The following is a 21,176-nucleotide window of genomic DNA, read 5'->3' on the forward strand; positions in this document are numbered from 1 at the left end:
TCCGTAGGCTTCCCCCGTGAACGCAACTTCGCCCTACGGCCCCGCCACCGGCGTCGGCTCGCTCCCCGGCGGCGACGCCCGGGAGGCGGTCAGAACCGCCACCGGCTCCTTCGAGGACTTCCCCTTCCTGCCCGAACTCCCGGCCCGCGGCCCCGGCGCCGACATGATCGGCCGGACGGCGGGGATGCTCGTCGAGCTGTACGCGCGCGTGGAACCCAGCGGCTGGCGGCTCGGCGACCACCCGGGCCGGGACACCAAGCGGGCCCGCTCCTGGCTCGGCGAGGACCTCGACGCCCTCGAGGAGTTCACCCAGGACTACGACGGCCCGCTGAAGGTGCAGGCCGTCGGCCCCTGGACGCTCGCCTCCGCGCTGGAACTCAGGAACGGCGAGGCCGCCCTCTCCGACCCCGGCGCCTGCCGCGACCTGGCCGCCTCCCTGGCGGAGGGCCTGCGGCTGCACCTCGCCGAGGTACGGCGGCGCATCCCCGGCGCCCGCCCGGTCCTCCAGCTCGACGAACCGTCCCTCACCTCCGTCCTGACCGGCCGGGTGCGCTCCGCCAGCGGCTACCGCACCCACCGCGCCGTCGACCGCCAGCTCGTGGAGGCCACCCTCCGGGACGTGGCCGGGGTGCACGGGGACGGCCCGGTCGTGGTCCACTCCTGCGCCCCGGACGTGCCCTTCGCCCTGTTGCGCCGGGCCGGGGTCGCCGGGATCTCCTTCGACTTCTCGCTGCTCACCGAGCGTGACGAGGAGGCGATCGGGGAAGCGGTGGAGGGCGGTACCCGGCTGTTCGCCGGTGTCGTCCCGGGCACGGACGCGGCATTGTCGGACCCGGCTAGTAGCGTCATGGGTGTACGGACGCTGTGGCGCAGGCTGGGGCTGCAACCGGGGCTTCTCGCGGAGGCGGTCACGATCACACCGGCCTGCGGACTCGCGGGGGCCTCTCCCGCGTACGCCCGCCGGGCCCTCGCCCACTGCGTCCGGGCGGCGAGATCCCTCGCGGACAACCCAGAGTAACGGGAGGACCACACGGTGGCCGGCGACAGGCAAGCGGAGACGACGGTGCCCACCGAGGCACGGGAGCAGCACGCGCAGCTCGCTGAGCAGATCGAGGAGCACCGCTTCCGGTACTACGTGAAGGACGCTCCCGTCATCAGCGACGCGGAGTTCGACCGCCTGCTGCGCGCCCTGGAGGCGCTGGAGCAGGAGTACCCCGAACTGCGCACGCCCGACTCGCCGACCCAGAAGGTCGCGGGGGCTTACGAGACGGACTTCACCGCCGTCCAGCACCGGGAGCGCATGCTCTCCCTGGACAACGCCTTCGACGACCTGGAGCTGGCCGCCTGGGCCGAGCGCGTCCACAAGGACGTCGGCGCCTCCGCGTACCACTTCCTGTGCGAGCTCAAGGTCGACGGCCTCGCCGTCAACCTCACGTATGAGAACGGCCGCCTCACGCGCGCGGCGACCCGCGGCGACGGCCGCACCGGCGAGGACATCACGCCCAACGTACGCACCATCGCCGAGATCCCGGACCGGCTGGCGGGCGACGGGGTGCCCACGCTCGTGGAGATCCGCGGCGAGGTCTACTTCCCGATGGAGGGCTTCGAGGAGCTCAACGCCCGGCTGGTCGCGGCCGGCGACAAGCCCTTCGCCAACCCGCGCAACGCGGCGGCCGGTTCACTGCGCCAGAAGGACCCGCGCGTCACCGCCACCCGCCCGCTGCACATGGTGGTCCACGGCATCGGCGCCCTGGAGGGCTACGAGGGCATGGGCCGCCTCTCCGAGGCCTACGACCTCCTCAAGGGCTGGGGCCTGCCCACCTCCCCCCACAACCGGGTCGTCGGCGACCTGGACGGCGTACGGCAGTTCATCGCGTACTACGGCGAGAACCGCCACTCCGTGGAGCACGAGATCGACGGGGTCGTCGTCAAGCTCGACGAGATCCGGCTCCAGGGCCGGCTCGGTTCCACGGCCCGCGCCCCGCGCTGGGCCATCGCGTACAAGTACGCGCCGGAGGAGGTCAACACCAAGCTCGTCAACATCCGCGTGGGCGTGGGCCGTACGGGCCGGGTGACGCCGTACGCGCAGGTCGAGCCGGTGACGGTGGCGGGCTCCGAGGTCGAGTTCGCGACCCTGCACAACCAGGAGGTCGTCAAGGCCAAGGGCGTCCTCATCGGGGACATGGTGGTACTGCGCAAGGCCGGTGACGTCATCCCCGAGATCCTCGGCCCCGTCACCGACCTGCGGGACGGCACCGAGCGGGAGTTCGTGATGCCGGCCGAGTGCCCCGAGTGCGGTACGCCGCTCAGGCCGATGAAGGAGGGCGACATCGACCTGCGCTGCCCCAACGCCCGCACCTGCCCGGCCCAGTTGCGCGAGCGGCTGTTCTACCTCGCGGGCCGCAAGGCGCTCGACATCGAGCAGTTCGGGTACGTGGCGGCGGCCGCCCTCACCAAGCCGCTGGAGCCCGCCGACCCGCCGCTGGCCGACGAGGGCGACCTCTTCGACCTCACCATCGAACAGCTGCTGCCCATCAAGGCGTACGTCCTCGACCAGGACAGCGGGCTGCCCAAGCGCGACCCGAAGACCGGCGAGGAGAAGATCGCCACCGTCTTCGCCAACCAGCAGGGCGAGGCAAAGAAGAACGCGCTGGCGATGCTGGAGAACATCGCCGCCGCCAAGGACCGCCCGCTCGCCCGTGTCCTCACCGGGCTGTCGATCCGTCATGTGGGCCCGGTCGCGGCCGAGGCGCTCGCGCGCGAGTTCCGCTCCATCGACCGCATCGAGCAGGCGAGCGAGGCGGAGCTGGCGGCCACCGACGGCGTGGGCTCGATCATCGCGGCCTCGCTCAAGGAGTGGTTCGCCGAGGACTGGCACCAGGAGATCATCCGCAAGTGGAAGGCCGCCGGTGTCCGCATGGAGGAGGAGGGCTCCGGCGAGGACGAGGGCCCCCGCCCCCTCGAAGGCCTCACGGTCGTCGTCACCGGCACCCTCGAACACTTCACCCGCGACGGCGCCAAGGTCGCGCTCCAGAGCCGGGGCGCGAAGGTCACCGGTTCGGTCTCCAAGAAGACCTCGTTCGTCGTCGTGGGCGACAGCCCCGGGTCCAAGTACGACAAGGCGATGCAACTGAAGGTGCCCGTGCTGGACGAGGACGGCTTCAGCGTCCTGCTCGAACAGGGCCCGGACGCGGCCGCCGAAGTCGCCCTTCCGGCGGAGGAGTCGACCGAGGAGTAGCCCGAACCGGCGGTTGAAGGCCACCCGATCGGCGCATACCAGATGCATACGGGTGGCCGGGGCGCATTCGGGCAACCGTCGACGACCGCTGCCCGTGGAAGCCTTCTGCGGCCTACTGTTGAGGTGTGCGCCTGCCGTGCCCAGTTGCGGTCGGGGCATCTCCTCGCTCCTGAAGGGCGTGGGGAAGGGTTTTCCGACGCGGCGCCGCCCATGGGTTGTCGGGCAGCGGGCCGCGTGGCGTGGGCACCGCCGGTTGTGAGAGGGACGGGAATGGAACCGACCGAGAGCGCCGCCCCGGACTCCCGGCTGCGCCGGCTCCGGGGCGTCGGCGTCAGGTGGGGGAGCCGCTGGGCGGGGCGGTCCTGGCGACATCCGGGCGCGGAGGCGCACCCTCCGCGCACCACCCCCGACCCTCGCGCCCCCACGGGACCTCCCGCCGGGACCGCCTCCGGGCCGCCGTCGACGCCGCAGGCCGGGCCGCCCAGACCCGCCGCCCCGACCCGGTCCCCGGCACCGCCCGGTTCGTCCGGCCGCATCGGGGCCTCGGGTCTGTCCGGGGCCTCCGCCCTTCCCGGGGCCTCCGTCTTCTCCGCGACGTCCGCCCTGCCCGGCACCTCGGCGCTGTCCGCGGGCTCGGGACTGCCCGGTGCCGAACCCGACCGGCAGCTGTCCTGGCCCGCGCTGCCCGCCGCGGTCGTCGGCGCGGCCGCCTTCGCCCTCGGCGCCGGCTTCTACCGCGCCTTCACCGGCAGTCACGCCCTCTTCCCGTCCGGTACGGCCGGCTGGTCGCTGGCCCTGCTGACCGGTGTCATCGTCGGCCACCTGGTCATGCTCGGCCGCGCCCGCTGGTGGGGCGGCACCGGCTCCGGCGCCGCCCTCACCCTCGCCGTCCTGCTGCTGTACGGCTGGGTACCGGCCGGCCTGGTCAGCCTCACCGTCGTCGTCCTGGTCGGCATAGCCAGGCGCCACCGCTGGCGGCAGGGCGTCCTGCACGGTGCGGTGGACATCCTCGGCATCGGCGCGGGCGCCCTGCTGCTGGCCGCGTGCGGACGGGTGCCGTCCGTCGAACACCCCTGGTACCCGGACGGCTGGACGGTCTACACCGGCCCCCAGGTGGTCCTGGTGGCCGTCGCCTATCTCTCCGTCACCCGCGTCCTGCTCTGGTACCTGCACGCCCCCCGCTCCGGCGGACTGCCCACGGTCGCCCGCACCGCCCTCGTCCGACAGGGCCTGGTCGCGGTGGCGCTGCTCGGCATCGCGCCGCTGGTCTGCGTGGTCGCCATTGCCAAACCGATCCTGCTGCCCCTGTTCGCGATCCCGCTCGTCGCCCTCGACTCCACGCTCTGGATGGCCCGGGCCCGCGCCGAGGAGCAGTTGCGCGACCCGCTGACCGGACTGCCCAACCGGCAGTGGCTGCTGGAACGCATCTGGACCGCCCTGGACGACGCCGAGCGCATCGGCGCCCGGTCCGCCCTGATGCTGATCGACCTCGACCGCTTCCGTTCGGTCAACGACACCCTCGGGCATCTCGCCGGTGACCGGCTCCTCCTCCAGATAGCCGAACGGCTCCGGGTGGCCCTTCCGCGCGGGGCGGAGGTGGCACGGCTCGGCGGAGACGAGTTCGCCGTCCTGCTCCCCGTCGCCGACTCCACGACCTCCGCGACCCGGGTCGCCCGCTCCCTGGTCGCCGCCCTCAGCTCGCCGCTCGACCTCGACGGGCTCACCCTCGTCCTGGAGGCCAGCGCGGGCGTCGCCGTCTTCCCCGACCACGCCCTCGACGCGGAGGGCATGCTGCGCCGCGCCGACGTGGCGATGTACCAGGCCAAGCGGGACCGTACGGGGGTCGAGGTGTACGAGTCCAAGCGGGACTCCAACACCCCCGACCGGCTCGGGCTGCTGGGCGATCTGCGGCGGGCGCTGGACGCGCACGAGGTGCAGCTGCACTACCAGCCGAAGGTCCGCTTCGACGGGCAGGTGGCGGGGCTGGAGGCGCTGGTGCGGTGGGTGCATCCGGAGCGGGGGAAGGTGCCGCCGGACGAGTTCATAGCGATCGCCGAGTCGTCCGGGCTGATGCCGCACCTCACGGAGTACGTGCTGGAGACGGCGCTCGGACAGGTCGCCCGGTGGCGGGCGCAGGGGCTGTTCGTGCCGGTCGCGGTGAACGTCTCGCCGCGCGACGTCCACACGCCCGGGTTCGCCGGGTCCGTCGCGGCGCGTCTCGCCCGGCACGGAGTGCCCGCGGGAGCGCTCCAACTGGAGATAACGGAGCATGTCCTGCTGGAGGATCCGCAGCGGGCGGCGGACACGCTGAACGGGCTGACCGGGCACGGCGTGAAGATGTCCCTGGACGACTTCGGGACGGGGTACTCCTCGCTGGTGCATCTACGGCGGCTGCCGGTCAGCGAGCTGAAGATCGACCGTTCCTTCGTGGCGCGGCTGGCGGTGGACACCGAGGACGCGGAGATCGTGCGCTGCACGGTGGATCTCGCGCACTCCCTGGGGCTGCTGGTGGTCGCCGAGGGCGTCGAGGACGACGAGACCTGGGAACGGCTGCGGGACCTGGGCTGCGACGCGGTGCAGGGGTGGCTGGTGGCGGCGGCGATGCCTCCCGAGGAGACGACGGCGTGGCTGCGGGCGCGGGGGTCGCGGGGGTGGCAGCGACCGGCGGCGGCCCTCCCGGCTGCCGCCACCGAGGACTAGACGAGTAGTCCGCCGACATGTTCCCCCTGCTCGACGGCGAGGCGGAGGTCCTCTCCGGCGACGACGTCGTCATCGTCCCGCCGGGCCGCCCGCCTGCCTTCGCCGCCGCCCCCGGGAGCACCGCCGACCTCCTCGTCGTGATCGCACCCGGCGCGTCACCTACGGCGCATCGCGGTCGGCGAGGCGGGCCCGGAGAGCCTTCTGGACGTGCGGGAGCTGTACGACAACCACTTCCTGCGCAGTGCGACCTGGGACCGCCGACACCAGGCGTAGGCAAACCGTTTCACGGCCACGGGCCGCCGCCCCCTAGGATTGGCCCCACATCACATTTCACTCACCCCAGAGGAACGCTGCATGCCTGGCATCACGCGCGAGGAGGTCGCCCACCTCGCCCGGCTGGCGCGTCTGGAGCTGAAGCCCGAAGAGCTCGACCACTTCGCGGGACAGCTGGACGACATCATCGGCGCGGTCGCCCGCGTCAGCGAGGTCGCCGACCAAGACGTACCGCCGACCTCGCACCCGCTCCCGCTGACCAACGTCATGCGGGCGGACGAGGTCCGTCCGTCGCTCACCCCCGAGCAGGCGCTCTCCGGCGCCCCGGCCCAGGAGCAGCAGCGTTTCAAGGTGCCGCAGATCCTGGGGGAGGACTAATCGCCATGACGGACAACGTCGCCATCATCAAGCTCACCGCCGCCGAGACGGCCGCGAAGATCGCCTCCGGCGAGCTCACGGCCGTCCAGGTCGCCGAGGCCCACCTGGCCCGGATCGAGGCCGTCGACGAGAAGGTCCACGCCTTCCTGTACGTCGACCGCGAGGGTGCCCTCGCCCAGGCCCGTGCCGTGGACGAGAAGCGGGAGCGGGGGGAGAAGCTCGGTCCGCTGGCCGGCGTCCCGCTCGCGCTCAAGGACATCTTCACCACCGAGGGCGTCCCCACGACCGTGGGTTCGAAGATCCTCGAGGGGTGGATCCCGCCGTACGACGCGACCCTCACCAAGAAGCTGAAGGCCGCCGACGTCGTGATCCTCGGCAAGACCAACATGGACGAGTTCGCCATGGGGTCCTCCACCGAGAACAGCGCCTACGGGCCGACCGGCAACCCCTGGGACCTCACCAGGATCCCCGGCGGGTCCGGCGGCGGTTCCTCCGCCGCGCTCGCCTCCTTCCAGGCGCCCCTCGCCATCGGCACCGACACCGGCGGCTCCATCCGCCAGCCCGCCGCCGTCACCGGCACGGTCGGCGTGAAGCCGACGTACGGGGCCGTCTCGCGCTACGGCATGGTGGCCTTCTCGTCCTCCCTCGACCAGGGCGGGCCCTGTGCCCGTACGGTCCTGGACGCGGCGCTGCTGCACGAGGTGATCGCCGGGCACGACCCGCTCGACTCCACCTCGATCGACACCCCGGTCCCGCCGGTCGTCGAGGCCGCCCGCAACGGCAGCGTCGAGGGCATGCGCGTCGGCGTCGTCAAGCAGTTCCGCGGCGAGGGCTACCAGGCCGGTGTCATCCAGCGGTTCGACGAGTCCGTCGCGCTGCTGAAGGACCTGGGCGCCGAGATCGTCGAGCTGGACTGCCCGTCCTTCGACCTCGCCCTGTCGGCGTACTACCTCATCGCGCCGTCCGAGTGCTCCAGCAACCTCGCCCGCTTCGACGGGCTGCGCTACGGGCTCCGTACGGGCGACGACGGCACCCATTCGGCCGAGGAGGTCACCTCCCTCACCCGGGCGGAGGGCTTCGGTCCCGAGGTCAAGCGCCGGATCATGCTCGGCACGTACGCGCTCAGCTCCGGCTACTACGACGCGTACTACGGCTCCGCCCAGAAGGTCCGCACGCTCATCACGCGCGACTTCGAGAAGGCCTTCGAGCAGGTCGACGTGATCGTCTCGCCGACCACGCCGACCACCGCCTTCCCGATCGGCGAGCGCGCCGACGACCCGATGGCGATGTACCTGGCCGACCTGTGCACCATCCCGACCAACCTGGCGGGCAACGCGGCCATGTCGCTGCCGTGCGGTCTCGCCCCGGAGGACAACCTCCCGGTCGGTCTCCAGATCATCGCCCCGGCGCTGAAGGACGACCGGCTCTACAAGGTCGGCGCCGCCGTCGAGGCCGCCTTCGTGGAAAGGTGGGGTCACCCGCTCCTCGAGGAGGCTCCGTCGCTGTGAGTGCACTGAACAAGGCCAAGGGCTTCAAGAAGTCCAAGTCCGGTACGTACCTGTCGATGGCCGGCACGGCCTTCGGCGCGATCGGCGTGGCCAAGCAGATCAAGAAGGCCCGCGCCGAGCACGACACGCTGCGGCTGATCGACGCCACCGTCACCGGCCTGGCGATCGTCACCGGCCTCGCCATCCTGTACCGCGAACTGAAGCGGCTGGGCGACGACGACGTCCTGCTGGGCTGAGAGGGAAGTTTCACCGTGACCACCACGACCGACCTGGTGTCGTACGAGGACGCGCTGGCGTCGTACGACCCCGTCATGGGCCTCGAGGTCCATGTCGAACTCGGCACCAAGACCAAGATGTTCTGCGGCTGCTCGACCGAGCTCGGTAGGGACGCCAACACGCAGACCTGCCCCACCTGCCTCGGCCTGCCCGGCTCGCTCCCGGTCGTCAACGCGACCGGCGTCGAGTCCGCGATCAGGATCGGTCTCGCGCTGAACTGCGAGATCGCCGAGTGGTGCCGTTTCGCCCGGAAGAACTACTTCTATCCGGACATGCCGAAGAACTTCCAGACCTCCCAGTACGACGAGCCGATCGCCTTCAACGGCTACCTCGACGTCCAGCTGGAGGACGGGGAGGTCTTCCGCGTGGAGATCGAGCGCGCCCACATGGAGGAGGACACCGGCAAGTCGACCCACGTGGGCGGCGCGACCGGCCGGATCCACGGCGCCTCGCACTCGCTGCTCGACTACAACCGCGCCGGCATCCCGCTGATCGAGATCGTCACCAAGCCGATCGTCGGCGCCGGCGAGCGCGCCCCCGAGGTCGCCCGGGCCTACGTCCGTGAGCTGCGCGAGGTCATCAAGGCGCTCGGCGTGTCGGAAGCCCGCATGGAGATGGGGCAGATGCGCTGCGACGTGAACCTCTCGCTCATGCCCAAGGGCAGCGAGAAGTTCGGCACGCGCTCCGAGACGAAGAACGTGAACTCGCTGCGGTCCGTGGAGCGCGCGGCCCGCTTCGAGATCCAGCGGCACGCGGCCGTCCTCGGCGGCGGCGGGACGATCATCCAGGAGACCCGCCACTTCCACGAGGACACCGGGTCGACGACCTCGGGCCGCGTGAAGGAGGAGGCCGAGGACTACCGGTACTTCCCCGAGCCGGACCTGGTGCCGGTGGCCCCCTCCCGTGAGTGGGTCGAGGAGATCCGGGCGGGGCTCCCCGAGCTGCCGCTGGTCCGCCGTACCCGGCTGCTCGCCGAGTGGGGCATCTCCGCCACCGACATGCAGGCGATCCTCAACGCCGGCGCCCTCGACCCGATCGTCGCCACGATCGACGCCGGTGCCGACGCGGCCTCCGCCCGCAAGTGGTGGATGGGCGAACTGGCGCGCAGCGCCAATGAGTCGGGCACGTCCCTGGACGAGCTGGCCATCACGCCGGAGCAGGTCGCCCGGGTCACCGAGCTGGTCTCCAAGGGTGACCTGAACGACAAGCTGGCCCGTCAGGTCATCGAGGGCGTCCTCGCGGGCGAGGGCACCCCGGACGAGGTCGTCGACAAGCGCGGGCTGAAGGTCGTCTCCGACGAGGGCGCGCTGACCGCCGCCGTCGAGGAGGCCATCGCCGGCAACCCGGGCGTCGCCGACAAGATCCGCGGCGGCAAGGTGGCCGCGGCCGGTGCCCTGGTCGGCGCCGTGATGAAGGCCACGCGCGGGCAGGCCGACGCGGCCCGCGTCAAGGAGCTGATCCTGGAGAAGCTGGGGGTCAGCGAGGGCTGACCTCGGGTAACCCCGGGGAGGGGGTGCGTCCGCTCAGGGCGCACCCCCTCTCGCGCTCTCAGCCTGAAGCGCTACGCTCGCGCGCCATGAGTGCACGAACCGACTCAGAGCCACAGGGCGACACGGACGCCGCGGACGCCGCGGATGCCACGGGCGACGCGGACGAGGCAACCGGCTCCGACGACTCCGACGGCTCCGACGGCTCCGACGATTCCGGTCAGGCGGCCGACGCCGACTTCGCCGACGCCGACTTCGACGCCGCTGCCGCCGACGACGCCGACGAGGAGTGCGACCAGGAGTACGACTACGAGGACGCCCGACGGGCCCGCTGGACGGCGACCGCGACCGGCGCCCTGCTCACCCTCGCCGGCCTCGCCGCGTCCCTCATGCGCCTCGGCGGCGCCGCCCCGGCCTTCGTCCCGGCCGCCTACGCCCTCGGCGCGGTCGTCTGCGCCGTGGCGGCCCTGCTGGGCGCCCGGGGCCGTACCCGGCGCGCTCTGTGGCTGCTGATCGCCGGAGTGATGGTGATGGCGTTCGGCGACCAGGCCGACTGAGGTGCACTGACACCACCGTCGTTATTGTCCTGTGATCTGCCTCCCACTCTTGTGAAAAGACACACGAACGCATCAAAGGATCTTCACCGCCTGCAAGAGTGGCCTCGCATTGCTCATGCGTTCTTTGCGGGCTGTTTCCCGGTCAAAGATCCACAATTCACCCCGGGAGCACGTCAGTGGCAGCCCTCGCACGTTGGTGTGTACGCAACCGCCTCGTCGCGGTGGTGCTCTGGCTTCTCGCTCTCGTCGGCACGGCCACCGCCGCCGTCGCCACCGGCTCCGCCTACTCCAACGACTACGAGGTCCCCGGCACCGAGTCCGGCCGCGCCACCCGGCTGCTCGCCGAGGGGTTCCCCACCCTGGGCGGGGACAGCGACACCGTCGTCTGGCACACCGCCTCCGGCACCGTCCGCGCCGCCGACGTCGAACAGACCATGACCCGCGCGCTGGACAGGATCGCCGACCTGCCCGGGGTCGCCTCCGTGGCCGGACCCTACGGCGAGCAGGGCGCCGCGCAGATCAGCAAGGACGGACACACGGCGTACGCCACCGTCACCTTCGCCGACCGCGCCGAGGACATCGACACGTCCGAGGCGCAGGCCGTCGTCAAGGCCGCGAAGGCCGCCGGGAGCGACGGACTCCAGGTCGAGCTGGGCGGCGGCGCGATCGCCCTCACCGAGTCCTCCGGCGGACATCTCGCCGAGATCGTCGGCGTGGCCGTGGCCGCCGTCGTGCTGTTCCTCGCCTTCGGCTCGCTCGCCGCCTCGCTGCTGCCCATCGCCACCGCCCTGGTCGGCGTCGGCACCGCCTACGCCGGAATCCAGCTCCTCGGGCACGCCATGACCGTCGCCGACTTCGCGCCGATGCTCGGCATGCTGGTCGGGCTCGGCGTCGGCATCGACTACGCGCTGTTCATCGTGACCCGCCACCGGCGCGGCCTGAAACGGGGCCTCACGCCCGTCGAGGCCGCCACCAACGCCGTGGCCACGACCGGACGCGCGGTCGTCTTCGCGGGCGCCACGGTCTGCATAGCCCTGCTGGGGATGCTGATCCTGCGCCTGAACTTCCTCAACGGCGTCGCGATAGCGGCCTCCCTGACCGTCGTCCTCACGGTCGCCGCCTCGGTGACCCTGCTGCCCGCCCTGCTGGCGTGGATCGGCCCGCGCGCCCTCAGCCGCCGCGAACGCCGCCGGCTCGCCGAGCACGGACCCGAGCCGGAGCTGCCCACCGGGTTCGCCGCCCGCTGGTCGGCGTTCGTCGAGCGCCACCCCAAGCTCCTCGGCTCGCTCGCCGTCGTCGTCATCGCCGTCCTCGCCCTGCCGACGTTCTCCCTGCGCCTGGGCACCTCCGACCAGGGCAACGACCCCAGGACCACCACCACCCGCCAGGCCTACGACCTCCTCGCCGACGGCTTCGGCGCCGGAGTGAACGGCCCGCTGACCCTGGTGACCCGCGTCGACGGCGCCGAGGACCGGCTCGCCCTCGACAACCTCGACACCACCCTGCGCGCCACCGAGGGCGTGGCCTCGGTGACCCCGGTCACCTTCGACTCCGGCGGACACCTCGCCCACCTCACCGTCGTACCGGAGTCCGCCCCGCAGTCGAGGAACACCAGTGAGCTCGTCGACCGGCTGCGCGAGGAGGTGCTGCCCCGGGCCGAGGCCGGAACCTCCCTCGACGTCCAGGTGGGCGGCGTCACGGCGGGCTACGACGACTTCGCCGCCGTCATCGTCGGCAAACTGCCGCTCTTCGTCGGTGTCGTCATCGGCCTCGGCTGTCTGCTGCTCCTGCTCGCCTTCCGGTCCGTCGGCATCCCGCTCAAGGCCGCCGTGATGAATGTGGCCGCCGTCGCCGCCGCCTTCGGGGTCGTCGTCGCGGTCTTCCAGTGGGGCTGGGGGAGCGAGCTGCTCGGCCTCGGCCGGGCCGGGCCGATCGAGCCCTTCCTCCCGGTCATCATGGTGTCCGTCCTCTTCGGCCTCTCCATGGACTACCAGGTGTTCCTGGTCAGCCGGATGTACGAGGAGTGGCTGGAGACCGGCGACAACCGGCGGGCCGTACGCGTCGGCCTCGCCGAGACCAGCCGCGTGATCAACTCGGCGGCGGTCATCATGATCTCGGTGTTCCTCGCGTTCGTCCTCAGCGGCGACCGGGTGATCGCCATGTTCGGCATCGCGCTCGCCGCCGCCGTCGCCCTCGACGCCTTCGTCCTGCGCACCCTGCTGGTGCCCGCGCTGATGCATCTGCTCGGCGGCGCCAACTGGTGGCTGCCGCGCTGGCTCGACCGCCGCCTGCCCCGGATCAGCATCGAACCGCCCGAGTGCCGCGCCGCCCATGAGAGGCTCACCGAGGTGGTCGAGGCGCTGGAGAAGGAGCGGGAACCGGATGTACGCGATATCGCTGGGTGACGACGGAGCCGAACTGCGTCCGCTGGACCCCTGGCACGCCGAGGAGTTCCTGGCGCACCTGGAGCGCGGCCGCGAGTTCATCAACGAGTACATCCCCTTCGGCTCCCAGGCCACCGACACCGCCGGCGCGCGCGAGGTGCTCCAGCGGTACGCCGACCTGCGTGCCGCCGACACCGGCTCCCTGCACGGACTCTGGCTGGAGGGGAAGCTCGTCGGCGGGGTGCTGTTCCTGAACTTCGACGCGGAGAGCGGGAACTGCGAGGTCGGCTGCTGGCTGGAGCCCGCCGCCACCGGGCGCGGCCTGGTCACCCGGGCCATGCGGATACTGATCGACTTCGCCGTCGAGCGGCGCGGGATCGAGCGCGTCGAGTGGGTCGCCTCGGCGGGCAACGCCAACAGCCTGAACGTGGCCCGGCGGCTCGGGTTCACCCGCGACGGCGTCCGCCGTGAGGCCTACCCCTATCGTGGGGTGCGGCACGACCTCGAAGTGTGGTCCGTGCTGGCCCGGGAGTGGCGTGCCGCACACGCGCGTGCCGCTCACAACGATCATTAAGGGACCTCTCAGAGAGCGTCCGTACGGTGCGAGGCTATGGGAACCAAGACTGTTGACGAGGCCGCCGACGAGCAGGCGGCGGACCTCACCAAGACCGACGCGTCCGACGACGTGACCGAGACCGAGACCGAGACCGAGACCGACACGGACGACGACGCGATCCTCGAGGACGGCCTCGACGCCGGCCCGGACGCCGGCCCGGACGACGCCGTCGCCAAGGAGGGCGCCACCGGCGTCGGCCAGGGCGCGGGCGCCGTCGTCGCCGCCGTGCTCGGCTTCGTGTCGCTCAGCGGCAGCTGGATCGGCACGATCGCGGGAGCCCGCCAGACCCTGGTCGGCCAGCTCCAGACCTCGTCCAGCGCGAGCGTCGCCCACCAGATCCAGGCCGTCTACGGCGACGCCTGGCAGGCCACCGCCCTGTGGGCCGGCCTGTTCGCGCTGACCGCCCTGGTCGTCGGTGTCGTCGTGCTGGCGCGTCCCGCGTTCGGCAACGCCGGTCCGCAGGCCCCCTGGATCAAGTCGGTCTCCTGGGCCGGCGTGGTGCTCGGGGTGGTCGGCCTGCTGCTGGCCGTCCTCAAGTACACCGACGCCCTGCTCGGCCTGCCGTCCGCGAGCTGAGTCCCGCGCACCTCACCGAGGGGTCTCAGGGCCGCCGTAAGCACCTTACGGCGGCCCTGAGACCCCTCACGCGTGTCTAAGGCCCCCGCCCACGGCCGAAGATGCGGCACTCTCCCGATGCGGCGGACCCCCCTCGGAAACGAGGCTTGGGGCAACGCGGCAGGCGCCACGCCGGCCGCCGTCCCGAGGGGGAACCGCCATGTACGAGTACGAGATCCAGCAGGCCCGTGCCGCCGAGCTGCTGCGCCGGGCCGCGCACGAGCGGCTGGCCCGCGAGGCCGTCCGCGGCCGCCGCGCCGCCCGCCGCGAGGCCGCCCGGCGCACCGAGCGGGCCGCCCGTGCCGCTCGGGAGACCGAGGCCGACGGCGACGGCGCATCCCCCGGCGCCCGGCCCCGCACCCCCCGGTCCGCCCGTCCGGCATGACCGCCGGGACCGGGCCGGAGGGCGGCCGCACAGGGGTCGGCCGCCCTCCGGCACCGACGGGCACAAGGCCCGTGCCGACAACGAGCGGGCCCGTGCCGACAACGAGCGGGCCCGTGCCGACAACGAGCGGGCCCGTGCCGACAACGAGCGGGCCCGTGCCGACAACGAGCGGGCCCGTACCGCTAACAAGTGGGCCCGGACCGATATCAAGTGGGCCGGTGTCGCACCCGCGTGCGATGCTCGCCCCCGTGGAGACCAGGTCCGTCAGTCCCGTCTTCGTCGGCCGCCGCGACGAGCTCGACCTCCTGAACGACGCGCTCACCCGCGCCGCCGCCGGAGAGCCGCAGGCGTTCCTGATCGGCGGCGAGGCCGGGGTCGGCAAGACCCGCCTCGTCGAGGAGTACACGGCCGACGCCGCCCGCCGGGGTGCCGTCGTCGCGCTCGGCGGCTGTGTGGAGATCGGCGCCGACGGGCTGCCCTTCGCCCCCTTCTCCACCGCCCTGCGCGCGCTGCGCCGCGCCCTGCCGGACGAACTGGCCGCCGCCGCGGCCGGGCAGGAGACGGAACTCGCCCGGCTGCTGCCCGAGATGGGGGAGACCCGGCCGGGGCGGCACGACGAGGAGGGCATGGCCCGCCTGTTCGAGCTCACCGCCCGTCTCCTGGAGCGCGTCACCGCCGACCGCACGGTCGTCCTCGCCCTGGAGGACCTGCACTGGGCCGACGCCTCCACCCGCCACCTGCTCTCCTACCTGCTGCGCACCCTGCGCACCGGCCGCCTCGTCGTCCTCGCCACCTACCGCGCCGACGACATCCACCGCCGCCACCCGCTGCGGCCCCTGCTCGCCGAACTCGACCGGCTGCGCACCCTCCGGCGCCTCGAACTCGGCCGTCTCACACGTGAGGAGACGGGTCGTCAGATCGCCGGCATCCTCGCCCAGGAGCCCGACCCGGCCCAGGTCGACGACATCTTCGAACGCTCCGACGGCAACGCCTTCTTCGTCGAGGAACTCGCCGTCGCCGCCCACGAGGGCTGCTGCACCGGCCTCACCGACTCCCTGCGTGATCTGCTCCTGGTCCGAGTCGAGGCGCTGCCCGAGACCGCCCAGCTCGTCACCCGGATCGTCGCCGAGGGCGGCTCCACCGTCGAGTACCGGCTGCTGGAGGCCGTCGCCCGGCTCTCCGAGGACGAGCTGATCACGGCGCTGCGGGCCGCGGTGGACGCCAACCTCCTGCTCGCCACCCCCGACGGCGACGGCTACCGCTTCCGTCACTCCCTCGTCCGCGAGGCCGTCGGCGACGATCTGCTCCCCGGTGAACGCTCCCGCCTCAACCGCCGCTACGCCGAGGCCCTCGAAGCCCGCCCGACCCTCGTCCCCGCCGAGGAGCGAGTGATGCGGCTGGCCAGCTACTGGTACCACGCCCATGAGCCGGCCAAGGCCCTGCCCGCCGTCCTGGACGCCTCCGTCGCGGCCCGCTCCCGGAGCGCCTACAGCGAGCAACTGCGGCTCCTGGAAAGGGCGATGGAGCTGTGGGACACGGCTCCCGAGGAGGTACGGTCCCGGCTGCGCCCCGTGGACTACACCGAGGCCTACCCTCCGTGCGGCTGCGACCCCGCCACCACCCCGCTCCGCTACCTCGACCTCATGGCCGAGGCCGCCGTCGCCGGCCGCTTCTGCGGGGAACGCGAACGCGCCTTCAAGATCACCAAGCGGGCGCTGCGGCTCCTCGCCGACGAGAACGACCCCCAGCGCGCCGCCTGGTTCTGGGTCCAGCGCTCCCGGCTGGTGCGCTCCCTGGGCCGGGGCAGCGGCCGCGAGGAACTGGCCCGGGCCCAGGACCTGGTCCGCGGCCTGCCGCCCAGCGAGGTGCACGCCCAGGTGCTCACCCGCGCCGCCAACTGGTCCATGATCCACTCGCCCGGGCCCGAGGCGTACGGCGACGCCGAGCGCGCGGTGGAGTACGCCAGGATGGTCGGCGCCCGCGAGACCGAGCTCGACGCCCGCCAGGTCCTCGGCACCCTCATGGTCGGCTCCGGCGACATCGAGACCGGGCTGGCCGAGATGTACGAGGTGAAGGAGCGGGCCCTGGCCGAGGACATCACGTCCGTCGCGCTCAGCGTCTACATCAACCTCCCCTCCGAACTGGAGGCGGTCGGCCGCTCCCGGGACGCCGTGACCCTCCTCGAGGAGGGCGTCGCCTTCGCCGGACGGCACGGGCTCAACGACACCAAGGCCTGGGTGTGCGGAAACCTCGCCGAGTCCCTGTTCTCCCTGGGCCGTTGGGACGAGTCGGCGGCCGCCTCCGCAGCGGTCGCCGACCGGGTCGGGCAGGGTGTGGCCGCACAGGGCATCCACGCCACCCGCCGCGCGGAACTCGCCCTGGCCCGAGGCGACTTCGCGGAAGCCCAACGTCAACTCACCGCCGCTCAGGGATTCTTCGGCGCCCATGAACGTGCCGCCCAGCACCACCTGCCGCTCACCCGGATCGCGGTCGCCCTGGCCGTCGCCGAGGGCCGCCCCGCCGAGGCCCGCGCCCACCTCGAACGCGCCCTGGAACCCGGCTTCCCGCCCGGCGCCCAGCGCTACGCCTGGCCCCTGCTGATCACCGCCGCCGAGGCCGGCCCCGACCTCCTGGACGCGCTCCGCAAGGCCGCCAGGTCGGTCGCGACCCCCGCCCCGGTCTGGCAGGCGCACGCGGACTGGCTCCGCGCCGAACTGCTGCGCGCCGAGGGCCGCACCGACCCCGACGACTGGTCCGAGGTGGTCACCGCCTTCGAGCGGCTGGAACGCCCCTACGACCTCGCCCGCACCCGGCACCGCCTCGCCGAGGCCCTGCTCGCGGCGGGCGACGAGGACCGCGAGCGGGCGACCGAACTGCTGCGCCTCGCCCACGCCGTCGCCACCCACCTCGGCGCCCGCCCCCTGACCGACACCGTGGCCTCCCTGGCCCAGCGGGCCCGCATCCCCCTCACCCCGGACACCTCCACGGACCCCGCCGACACCCTCGGCCTCACCAGCCGGGAACGCGACGTCCTGCGCCTGGTCTGCGCCGGCCGCACCAACCGCCAGATCGCCGCCGCACTCTTCATCTCCCCGAAGACGGCCAGCGTGCACGTCTCCAACATCCTCGCCAAGCTGGGCGTCTCGGGCCGGGGAGAGGCGGCCGCCCTGGCCCACCGGCTGGGGGTGTTCCCACCGGAGCCGGGAGAGCGCGCGCTCGCCTGAGGCCGAGGACCAGGCCCGGCGGGCCCCGCCCGGCTCCCGTCAGCTCACCTTCAGCTCCAGGATCCGGTCGTCACCCTTCTCCGGGTCGCCGCGGCCGTCCGTGTTGCTGGTGGTGACCCAGAGTCTGTCGCCGCCCGCCGCGACCACCGTGCGCAGACGGCCGTGGTCGCCCTGGAGGAAGGACTGGGGGTCGGCCGAGGCCTCGGTGCCCTTGAGGGGGATGCGCCACAGACGCTGTCCCTTCAGACCGGCCATCCAGATCGAGCCCTCGGCGTAGGCGATGCCGCTGGGGGAGGCGTCGTCGGTGTGCCACTCGGCTATCGGGTTCACGTACGCGCTGTCGTCCGACTCGCCCTCGGCCGCCGGCCAGCCGTAGTTGCCGCCCGGCTTGATCGCGTTCAGCTCGTCCCAGGTGTTCTGGCCGAACTCCGAGGCGAACAGCCGCTGTTCGGAGTCCCAGGCCAGCCCCTGCACGTTCCGGTGGCCGTACGAGTACACCGCGGAGTCGGGGAAGGGGTTGCCGGGAGCCGGTTCGCCCTCGGGGGTCAGCCGCAGGATCTTGCCGCCCAGGGACTCCTTGTCCTGGGCCAGCCCCCGGTCGCCGCTCTCGCCCGTGCCGACGTACAGCATCCCGTCGGGGCCGAAGGCGATCCGGCCGCCGTTGTGGATCATGCCCTTGGGGATGCCCTTGAAGACCGTGTCCGGCGCGCCGAGCCGGTCACCGGCGGGCCGCTTCGGGTCGTAGATCATCCGGACGATCCGGTTGTCCGAGACGGAGGTGAGGTACGCGTAGACCATGTGGTCCGAGGCGTAGTCGGGGGAGAGGGCGAGGCCGAGCAGTCCGCCCTCGCCGGCCGCGGAGACCCCCGGGACCTCGCCGACCTCGGTCTTCCTGCCGGTCGACTCGTCCACGTGGGTGATCGTGCCCTCGTCGCGCGAGGCGACCAGGAGTCCGCCCTCGGGGAGCGGGGCCAGGCCCCACGGCGAGTTCAGGCCCTCGGCGACCGTGCGCACCACCTCGACCGTGCCCTTCGCGGGCGGGGTCTCCTCGGCGCTCGGGGAGGACGAGCCCTGGACCGCCGTACGGCTCGCGGACGCGCTCGGGCCGGCCCCGGACGACCCTCCGTCGCCCGAGGAGCAGCCGGCCGTCAACAGCAGCGCACCCGCGGCCAGCCCGGCCGTCACCACTCCACGTCGCACGATCCCGCTCCCTTCGACACGGCGGTCCCGCGGCAGCTTCCACCTGTCCCTACGCGGAACCCGCCCCGCAGGTTCCCGATCCCCGCCGGTCCCACCCGAAAGCGGCACCGGAAACCGCGCGGAGCTCACTCCCACGATCCCTGGGCGGCGGGCAGCTCCGCCACCTCGGCCAGGTCCCGGGGCGTCAGCCGCAGTCCGGCCGCACCGGCGTTCTCCGCCACCCACCGCTCCTGCTTGGCCCCCGGCACCGGCACCACGTGCCGCCCCTGCGCCAGCACCCACGCCAGCGCCACCTGCGCCGCCGTCACCGCCTCCCCGTGCCGCGCGGCCACCCGGCGCAGACCGGCGACCACGGACTGGTTCGCGGCCATCATCTCGGCGGTGAAACGGGGGTGCCGGGCCCGCATGTCGTCCGGTTCGAAGCCCTCGCCCGGGGTCAGGGTGCCGGTGAGGAAACCATTCCCCAGAGGCATCGCCGCCAGAAAGCCCACCCCGCGCTCCGCGCACCACGGCAGCAGCGCGTCCAGGGCCTCCGGCGACCAGACCGACAGCTCGGCCTCCACCGCGCTCACCGGGAACACCTGCTGCAACCGCCGCAACTGCCCGATCGTCGCGTCGTGCAGCCGCCCGCCGGAGCGCCGGCCGCCCCGCGCGCCCACCGCGCACAGCCCCAACGCCCGCACCTTGCCCGCCTGGACGAGCTCCGCCATCGCACCCCAGGTCTCCTCGACCGGGACCTCGGGGTCGGCGCGGTGCAGCTGGTACAGGTCGATGACCTCCGTCTGCAACCGCCGCAGCGACGCGTCGCAGGCCCGTCTCACGTACGCGGGGCGGCCGTTGGCCACGATGTGCTGCTCGCCCACGAGCAGACCGACCTTCGTCGACACGAACGCGTCCCCGCGCCGCTCCTTCAACACCCGCCCCAGCAGCAGCTCGTTGGTGAACGGGCCGTACATGTCGGCCGTGTCCAGCAGCGTCGAGCCCAGGTCCAGTGCCCGGTGCACCGCCCTCACCGACTCCTCGCCCCGCCGCCGGGACCCGCTGTAACCCCAGCTCATCGGCATGCACCCGAGTCCGACGGCCCCCACCGAGAGCGCCCCCACACCGATCGTCCTGCGCTCCACCTGCCCGCGACCCTCCCTCTTACGACCCCCCAACCTAACCTCTGCACACGCGCGTACCTGAATTAGCCTCCTGGCATGAGCATCGACACACCCCGTGACGTATGGCTGCCCATCCCCCCGGAGGAGATCGACGGTCTCCCGGAAGGGTTCGACTACCTCTTCTGGGACGGGGGAGCGGACGGCGATCAGCCGTATCCCGGCGACCCCGCCGACTGCGTGGTGTACGTCGTGCCGTACATGAAGGCGCAGCGGGTGCGGGTGGCACCGCTGGCCGAGATGCGGCGGGTGCGGGTCGTGCAGACGCTCACCGCAGGGGTGGACGACATCACCGCACGGCTGGCGGACCTGCCGTCCGGTGTACGGCTCTGCAACGCGCGCGGGGTGCACGAGGCGAGCACCGCCGAGCTGGCGCTCACGCTGACGCTCGCCGCGCTGCGGGGCGTCCCGCAGTTCGTGCGGGCCCAGGAGCGGGGACACTGGGAGGGCGGCTTCCATCCGGCGCTCGCCGACAAGAACGTGCTGGTCGTCGGGTACGGGGCCATCGGCGCCGCCATCGAGGACCGGCTTGTTCCGTTCGAGGTGGCGCGGGTGGCGCGCGTCGCGCGCTCCCAGCGCACGACGGCGCGCGGTCTTGTGCACCCCTTCACCGAACTGCCCGCCCTCCTGCCCGACGCGGACGTGGTCATCCTCTCCACCCCGCTCACCGAGACCACCCGCGGCCTGGTCGACACCGAGTTCCTGGCCCGCATGAAGGACGGCGCGCTGCTGGTCAACGTCGCCCGTGGCCCGGTCGTCGACACCAAGGCGCTGCTCGCCGAACTGGAGACCGGCCGCCTCACCGCCGCCCTGGACGTCACCGACCCCGAACCCCTGCCCCCCGCCCACCCGTTGTGGCGCGCGCCCGGTGTGCTGATCAGCCCCCACGTCGGCGGTCCCACCTCCGCCTTCCTGCCCCGTGCCAAGCGGCTGCTGGTGGACCAGTTGGGACGGTTCGTGAACCAGCAGCCTTTGCGCCACGTGATCCTGACGACGGGTGCGGCAGCCGTGTAGTCCGGTTCCGGCACCCTCCGCAGTCCCCCGGGCGCGGTCCGTACGCATATGCCGATGATCGTCACGGAGCGTAGAGAACCTATGTCCCTGAGTGACGAGACTGGTGTATCGTCCCGACAGGGGCTGCGCCGCGACCTTTCGGCGCCTGGGACGGACATTTC

At 72.7% G+C, this 21,176-nt stretch carries 16 protein-coding genes and 1 pseudogene; 15 read left to right on the forward strand and 2 right to left on the reverse strand.

Going from position 1 to position 21,176, the window contains the following annotated elements; translation table 11 throughout:
- Positions 1 to 16 precede the first annotated feature (16 nt).
- From AQJ64_RS27710 to AQJ64_RS27770, 14 genes and pseudogenes are all read left to right on the forward strand, one after another.
- Positions 17 to 1,018, forward strand: coding sequence for a methionine synthase (locus tag AQJ64_RS27710; protein WP_055636688.1), 1,002 nt, complete (start codon positions 17 to 19; stop codon positions 1,016 to 1,018).
- A 15-nt stretch (positions 1,019 to 1,033) separates the two neighbouring features.
- Complete coding sequence (gene ligA / locus AQJ64_RS27715; RefSeq protein WP_055636689.1) at positions 1,034 to 3,238, forward strand: NAD-dependent DNA ligase LigA; 2,205 nt, start codon at positions 1,034 to 1,036, stop codon at positions 3,236 to 3,238.
- 270 nt (positions 3,239 to 3,508) lie between these two features.
- Positions 3,509 to 5,938, forward strand: a complete 2,430-nt coding sequence (locus AQJ64_RS27720) for a putative bifunctional diguanylate cyclase/phosphodiesterase (RefSeq protein WP_059203089.1) — start codon at positions 3,509 to 3,511, stop codon at positions 5,936 to 5,938.
- A gap of 8 nt (positions 5,939 to 5,946) precedes the next feature.
- Positions 5,947 to 6,211 (forward strand): annotated as a pseudogene (locus tag AQJ64_RS51145) (cupin domain-containing protein); the annotation flags it as partial.
- Positions 6,212 to 6,292: 81 nt separating this feature from the next.
- A complete protein-coding gene (gene gatC, locus AQJ64_RS27725) occupies positions 6,293 to 6,589 on the forward strand; it encodes an Asp-tRNA(Asn)/Glu-tRNA(Gln) amidotransferase subunit GatC (RefSeq protein ID WP_018531282.1) in 297 nt (98 codons plus the stop codon).
- 5 nt (positions 6,590 to 6,594) lie between these two features.
- A complete protein-coding gene (gene gatA, locus AQJ64_RS27730; protein ID WP_055635146.1) occupies positions 6,595 to 8,097 on the forward strand; it encodes an Asp-tRNA(Asn)/Glu-tRNA(Gln) amidotransferase subunit GatA in 1,503 nt (500 codons plus the stop codon).
- A complete protein-coding gene (locus AQJ64_RS27735; protein ID WP_055635147.1) occupies positions 8,094 to 8,333 on the forward strand; it encodes a hypothetical protein in 240 nt (79 codons plus the stop codon). The genes gatA and AQJ64_RS27735 overlap by 4 nt, the downstream gene beginning before the upstream one ends.
- Positions 8,334 to 8,348: 15 nt before the next feature.
- Positions 8,349 to 9,863 carry an Asp-tRNA(Asn)/Glu-tRNA(Gln) amidotransferase subunit GatB gene (gene gatB / locus AQJ64_RS27740; protein ID WP_055635148.1) on the forward strand — a complete coding sequence of 505 codons (1,515 nt, stop codon included), beginning with the start codon at positions 8,349 to 8,351 and terminating at the stop codon, positions 9,861 to 9,863.
- 86 nt (positions 9,864 to 9,949) lie between these two features.
- On the forward strand, positions 9,950 to 10,417 hold the full coding sequence (locus AQJ64_RS27745) for a hypothetical protein (protein WP_055635149.1): 468 nt from the start codon (positions 9,950 to 9,952) through the stop codon (positions 10,415 to 10,417).
- A 176-nt stretch (positions 10,418 to 10,593) separates the two neighbouring features.
- The gene (locus AQJ64_RS27750; RefSeq protein WP_055635150.1) at positions 10,594 to 12,822 is read left to right on the forward strand and encodes an MMPL family transporter; all 2,229 of its coding nucleotides are present in this window, start codon (positions 10,594 to 10,596) and stop codon (positions 12,820 to 12,822) included.
- A complete protein-coding gene (locus tag AQJ64_RS27755) occupies positions 12,800 to 13,375 on the forward strand; it encodes a GNAT family N-acetyltransferase (protein ID WP_055635151.1) in 576 nt (191 codons plus the stop codon). Before AQJ64_RS27750 ends, AQJ64_RS27755 begins: the two co-directional genes overlap by 23 nt.
- Before the next feature lie 36 nt (positions 13,376 to 13,411).
- Entirely contained in the window at positions 13,412 to 13,993 is a 582-nt protein-coding gene (locus AQJ64_RS27760) for a hypothetical protein (RefSeq protein WP_055635152.1), read from the forward strand.
- 199 nt (positions 13,994 to 14,192) lie between these two features.
- The gene (locus AQJ64_RS27765) at positions 14,193 to 14,417 is read left to right on the forward strand and encodes a hypothetical protein (protein WP_055635255.1); all 225 of its coding nucleotides are present in this window, start codon (positions 14,193 to 14,195) and stop codon (positions 14,415 to 14,417) included.
- Positions 14,418 to 14,653: 236 nt separating this feature from the next.
- The gene (locus AQJ64_RS27770; protein WP_055635256.1) at positions 14,654 to 17,641 is read left to right on the forward strand and encodes a helix-turn-helix transcriptional regulator; all 2,988 of its coding nucleotides are present in this window, start codon (positions 14,654 to 14,656) and stop codon (positions 17,639 to 17,641) included.
- A 39-nt stretch (positions 17,642 to 17,680) separates the two neighbouring features.
- On the opposite strand, the gene AQJ64_RS27775 is transcribed toward AQJ64_RS27770, so the two are convergent.
- Positions 17,681 to 18,841, reverse strand: a complete 1,161-nt coding sequence (locus AQJ64_RS27775) for a PQQ-dependent sugar dehydrogenase (RefSeq protein ID WP_240512704.1) — start codon at positions 18,839 to 18,841, stop codon at positions 17,681 to 17,683.
- A 125-nt stretch (positions 18,842 to 18,966) separates the two neighbouring features.
- Positions 18,967 to 19,965 (reverse strand): aldo/keto reductase, encoded by a 999-nt coding sequence (locus AQJ64_RS27780; protein WP_055635257.1) that lies wholly within the window; start codon positions 19,963 to 19,965, stop codon positions 18,967 to 18,969.
- A gap of 75 nt (positions 19,966 to 20,040) precedes the next feature.
- Between AQJ64_RS27780 and AQJ64_RS27785 the strand changes: the two genes are divergently transcribed.
- A complete protein-coding gene (locus AQJ64_RS27785; protein WP_059203090.1) occupies positions 20,041 to 21,015 on the forward strand; it encodes a 2-hydroxyacid dehydrogenase in 975 nt (324 codons plus the stop codon).
- Positions 21,016 to 21,176: the final 161 nt, after the last annotated feature.

Source organism: Streptomyces griseoruber (assembly GCF_001514205.1).
GTDB lineage: Bacteria > Actinomycetota > Actinomycetes > Streptomycetales > Streptomycetaceae > Streptomyces > Streptomyces griseoruber.

Coding starts and splice junctions, on each gene's coding strand:
- AQJ64_RS27765 (WP_055635255.1), top strand. CDS start 14,193: ATGTACGAGTACGAGATCCAGCAGGCCCGTGCCGCCGAGCTGCTGCGC.
- AQJ64_RS27785 (WP_059203090.1), top strand. CDS start 20,041: ATGAGCATCGACACACCCCGTGACGTATGGCTGCCCATCCCCCCGGAG.
- AQJ64_RS27745 (WP_055635149.1), top strand. CDS start 9,950: ATGAGTGCACGAACCGACTCAGAGCCACAGGGCGACACGGACGCCGCG.
- AQJ64_RS27720 (WP_059203089.1), top strand. CDS start 3,509: ATGGAACCGACCGAGAGCGCCGCCCCGGACTCCCGGCTGCGCCGGCTC.
- AQJ64_RS27770 (WP_055635256.1), top strand. CDS start 14,654: ATGCTCGCCCCCGTGGAGACCAGGTCCGTCAGTCCCGTCTTCGTCGGC.
- gatA (WP_055635146.1), top strand. CDS start 6,595: ATGACGGACAACGTCGCCATCATCAAGCTCACCGCCGCCGAGACGGCC.
- AQJ64_RS27760 (WP_055635152.1), top strand. CDS start 13,412: ATGGGAACCAAGACTGTTGACGAGGCCGCCGACGAGCAGGCGGCGGAC.
- AQJ64_RS27755 (WP_055635151.1), top strand. CDS start 12,800: ATGTACGCGATATCGCTGGGTGACGACGGAGCCGAACTGCGTCCGCTG.
- gatC (WP_018531282.1), top strand. CDS start 6,293: ATGCCTGGCATCACGCGCGAGGAGGTCGCCCACCTCGCCCGGCTGGCG.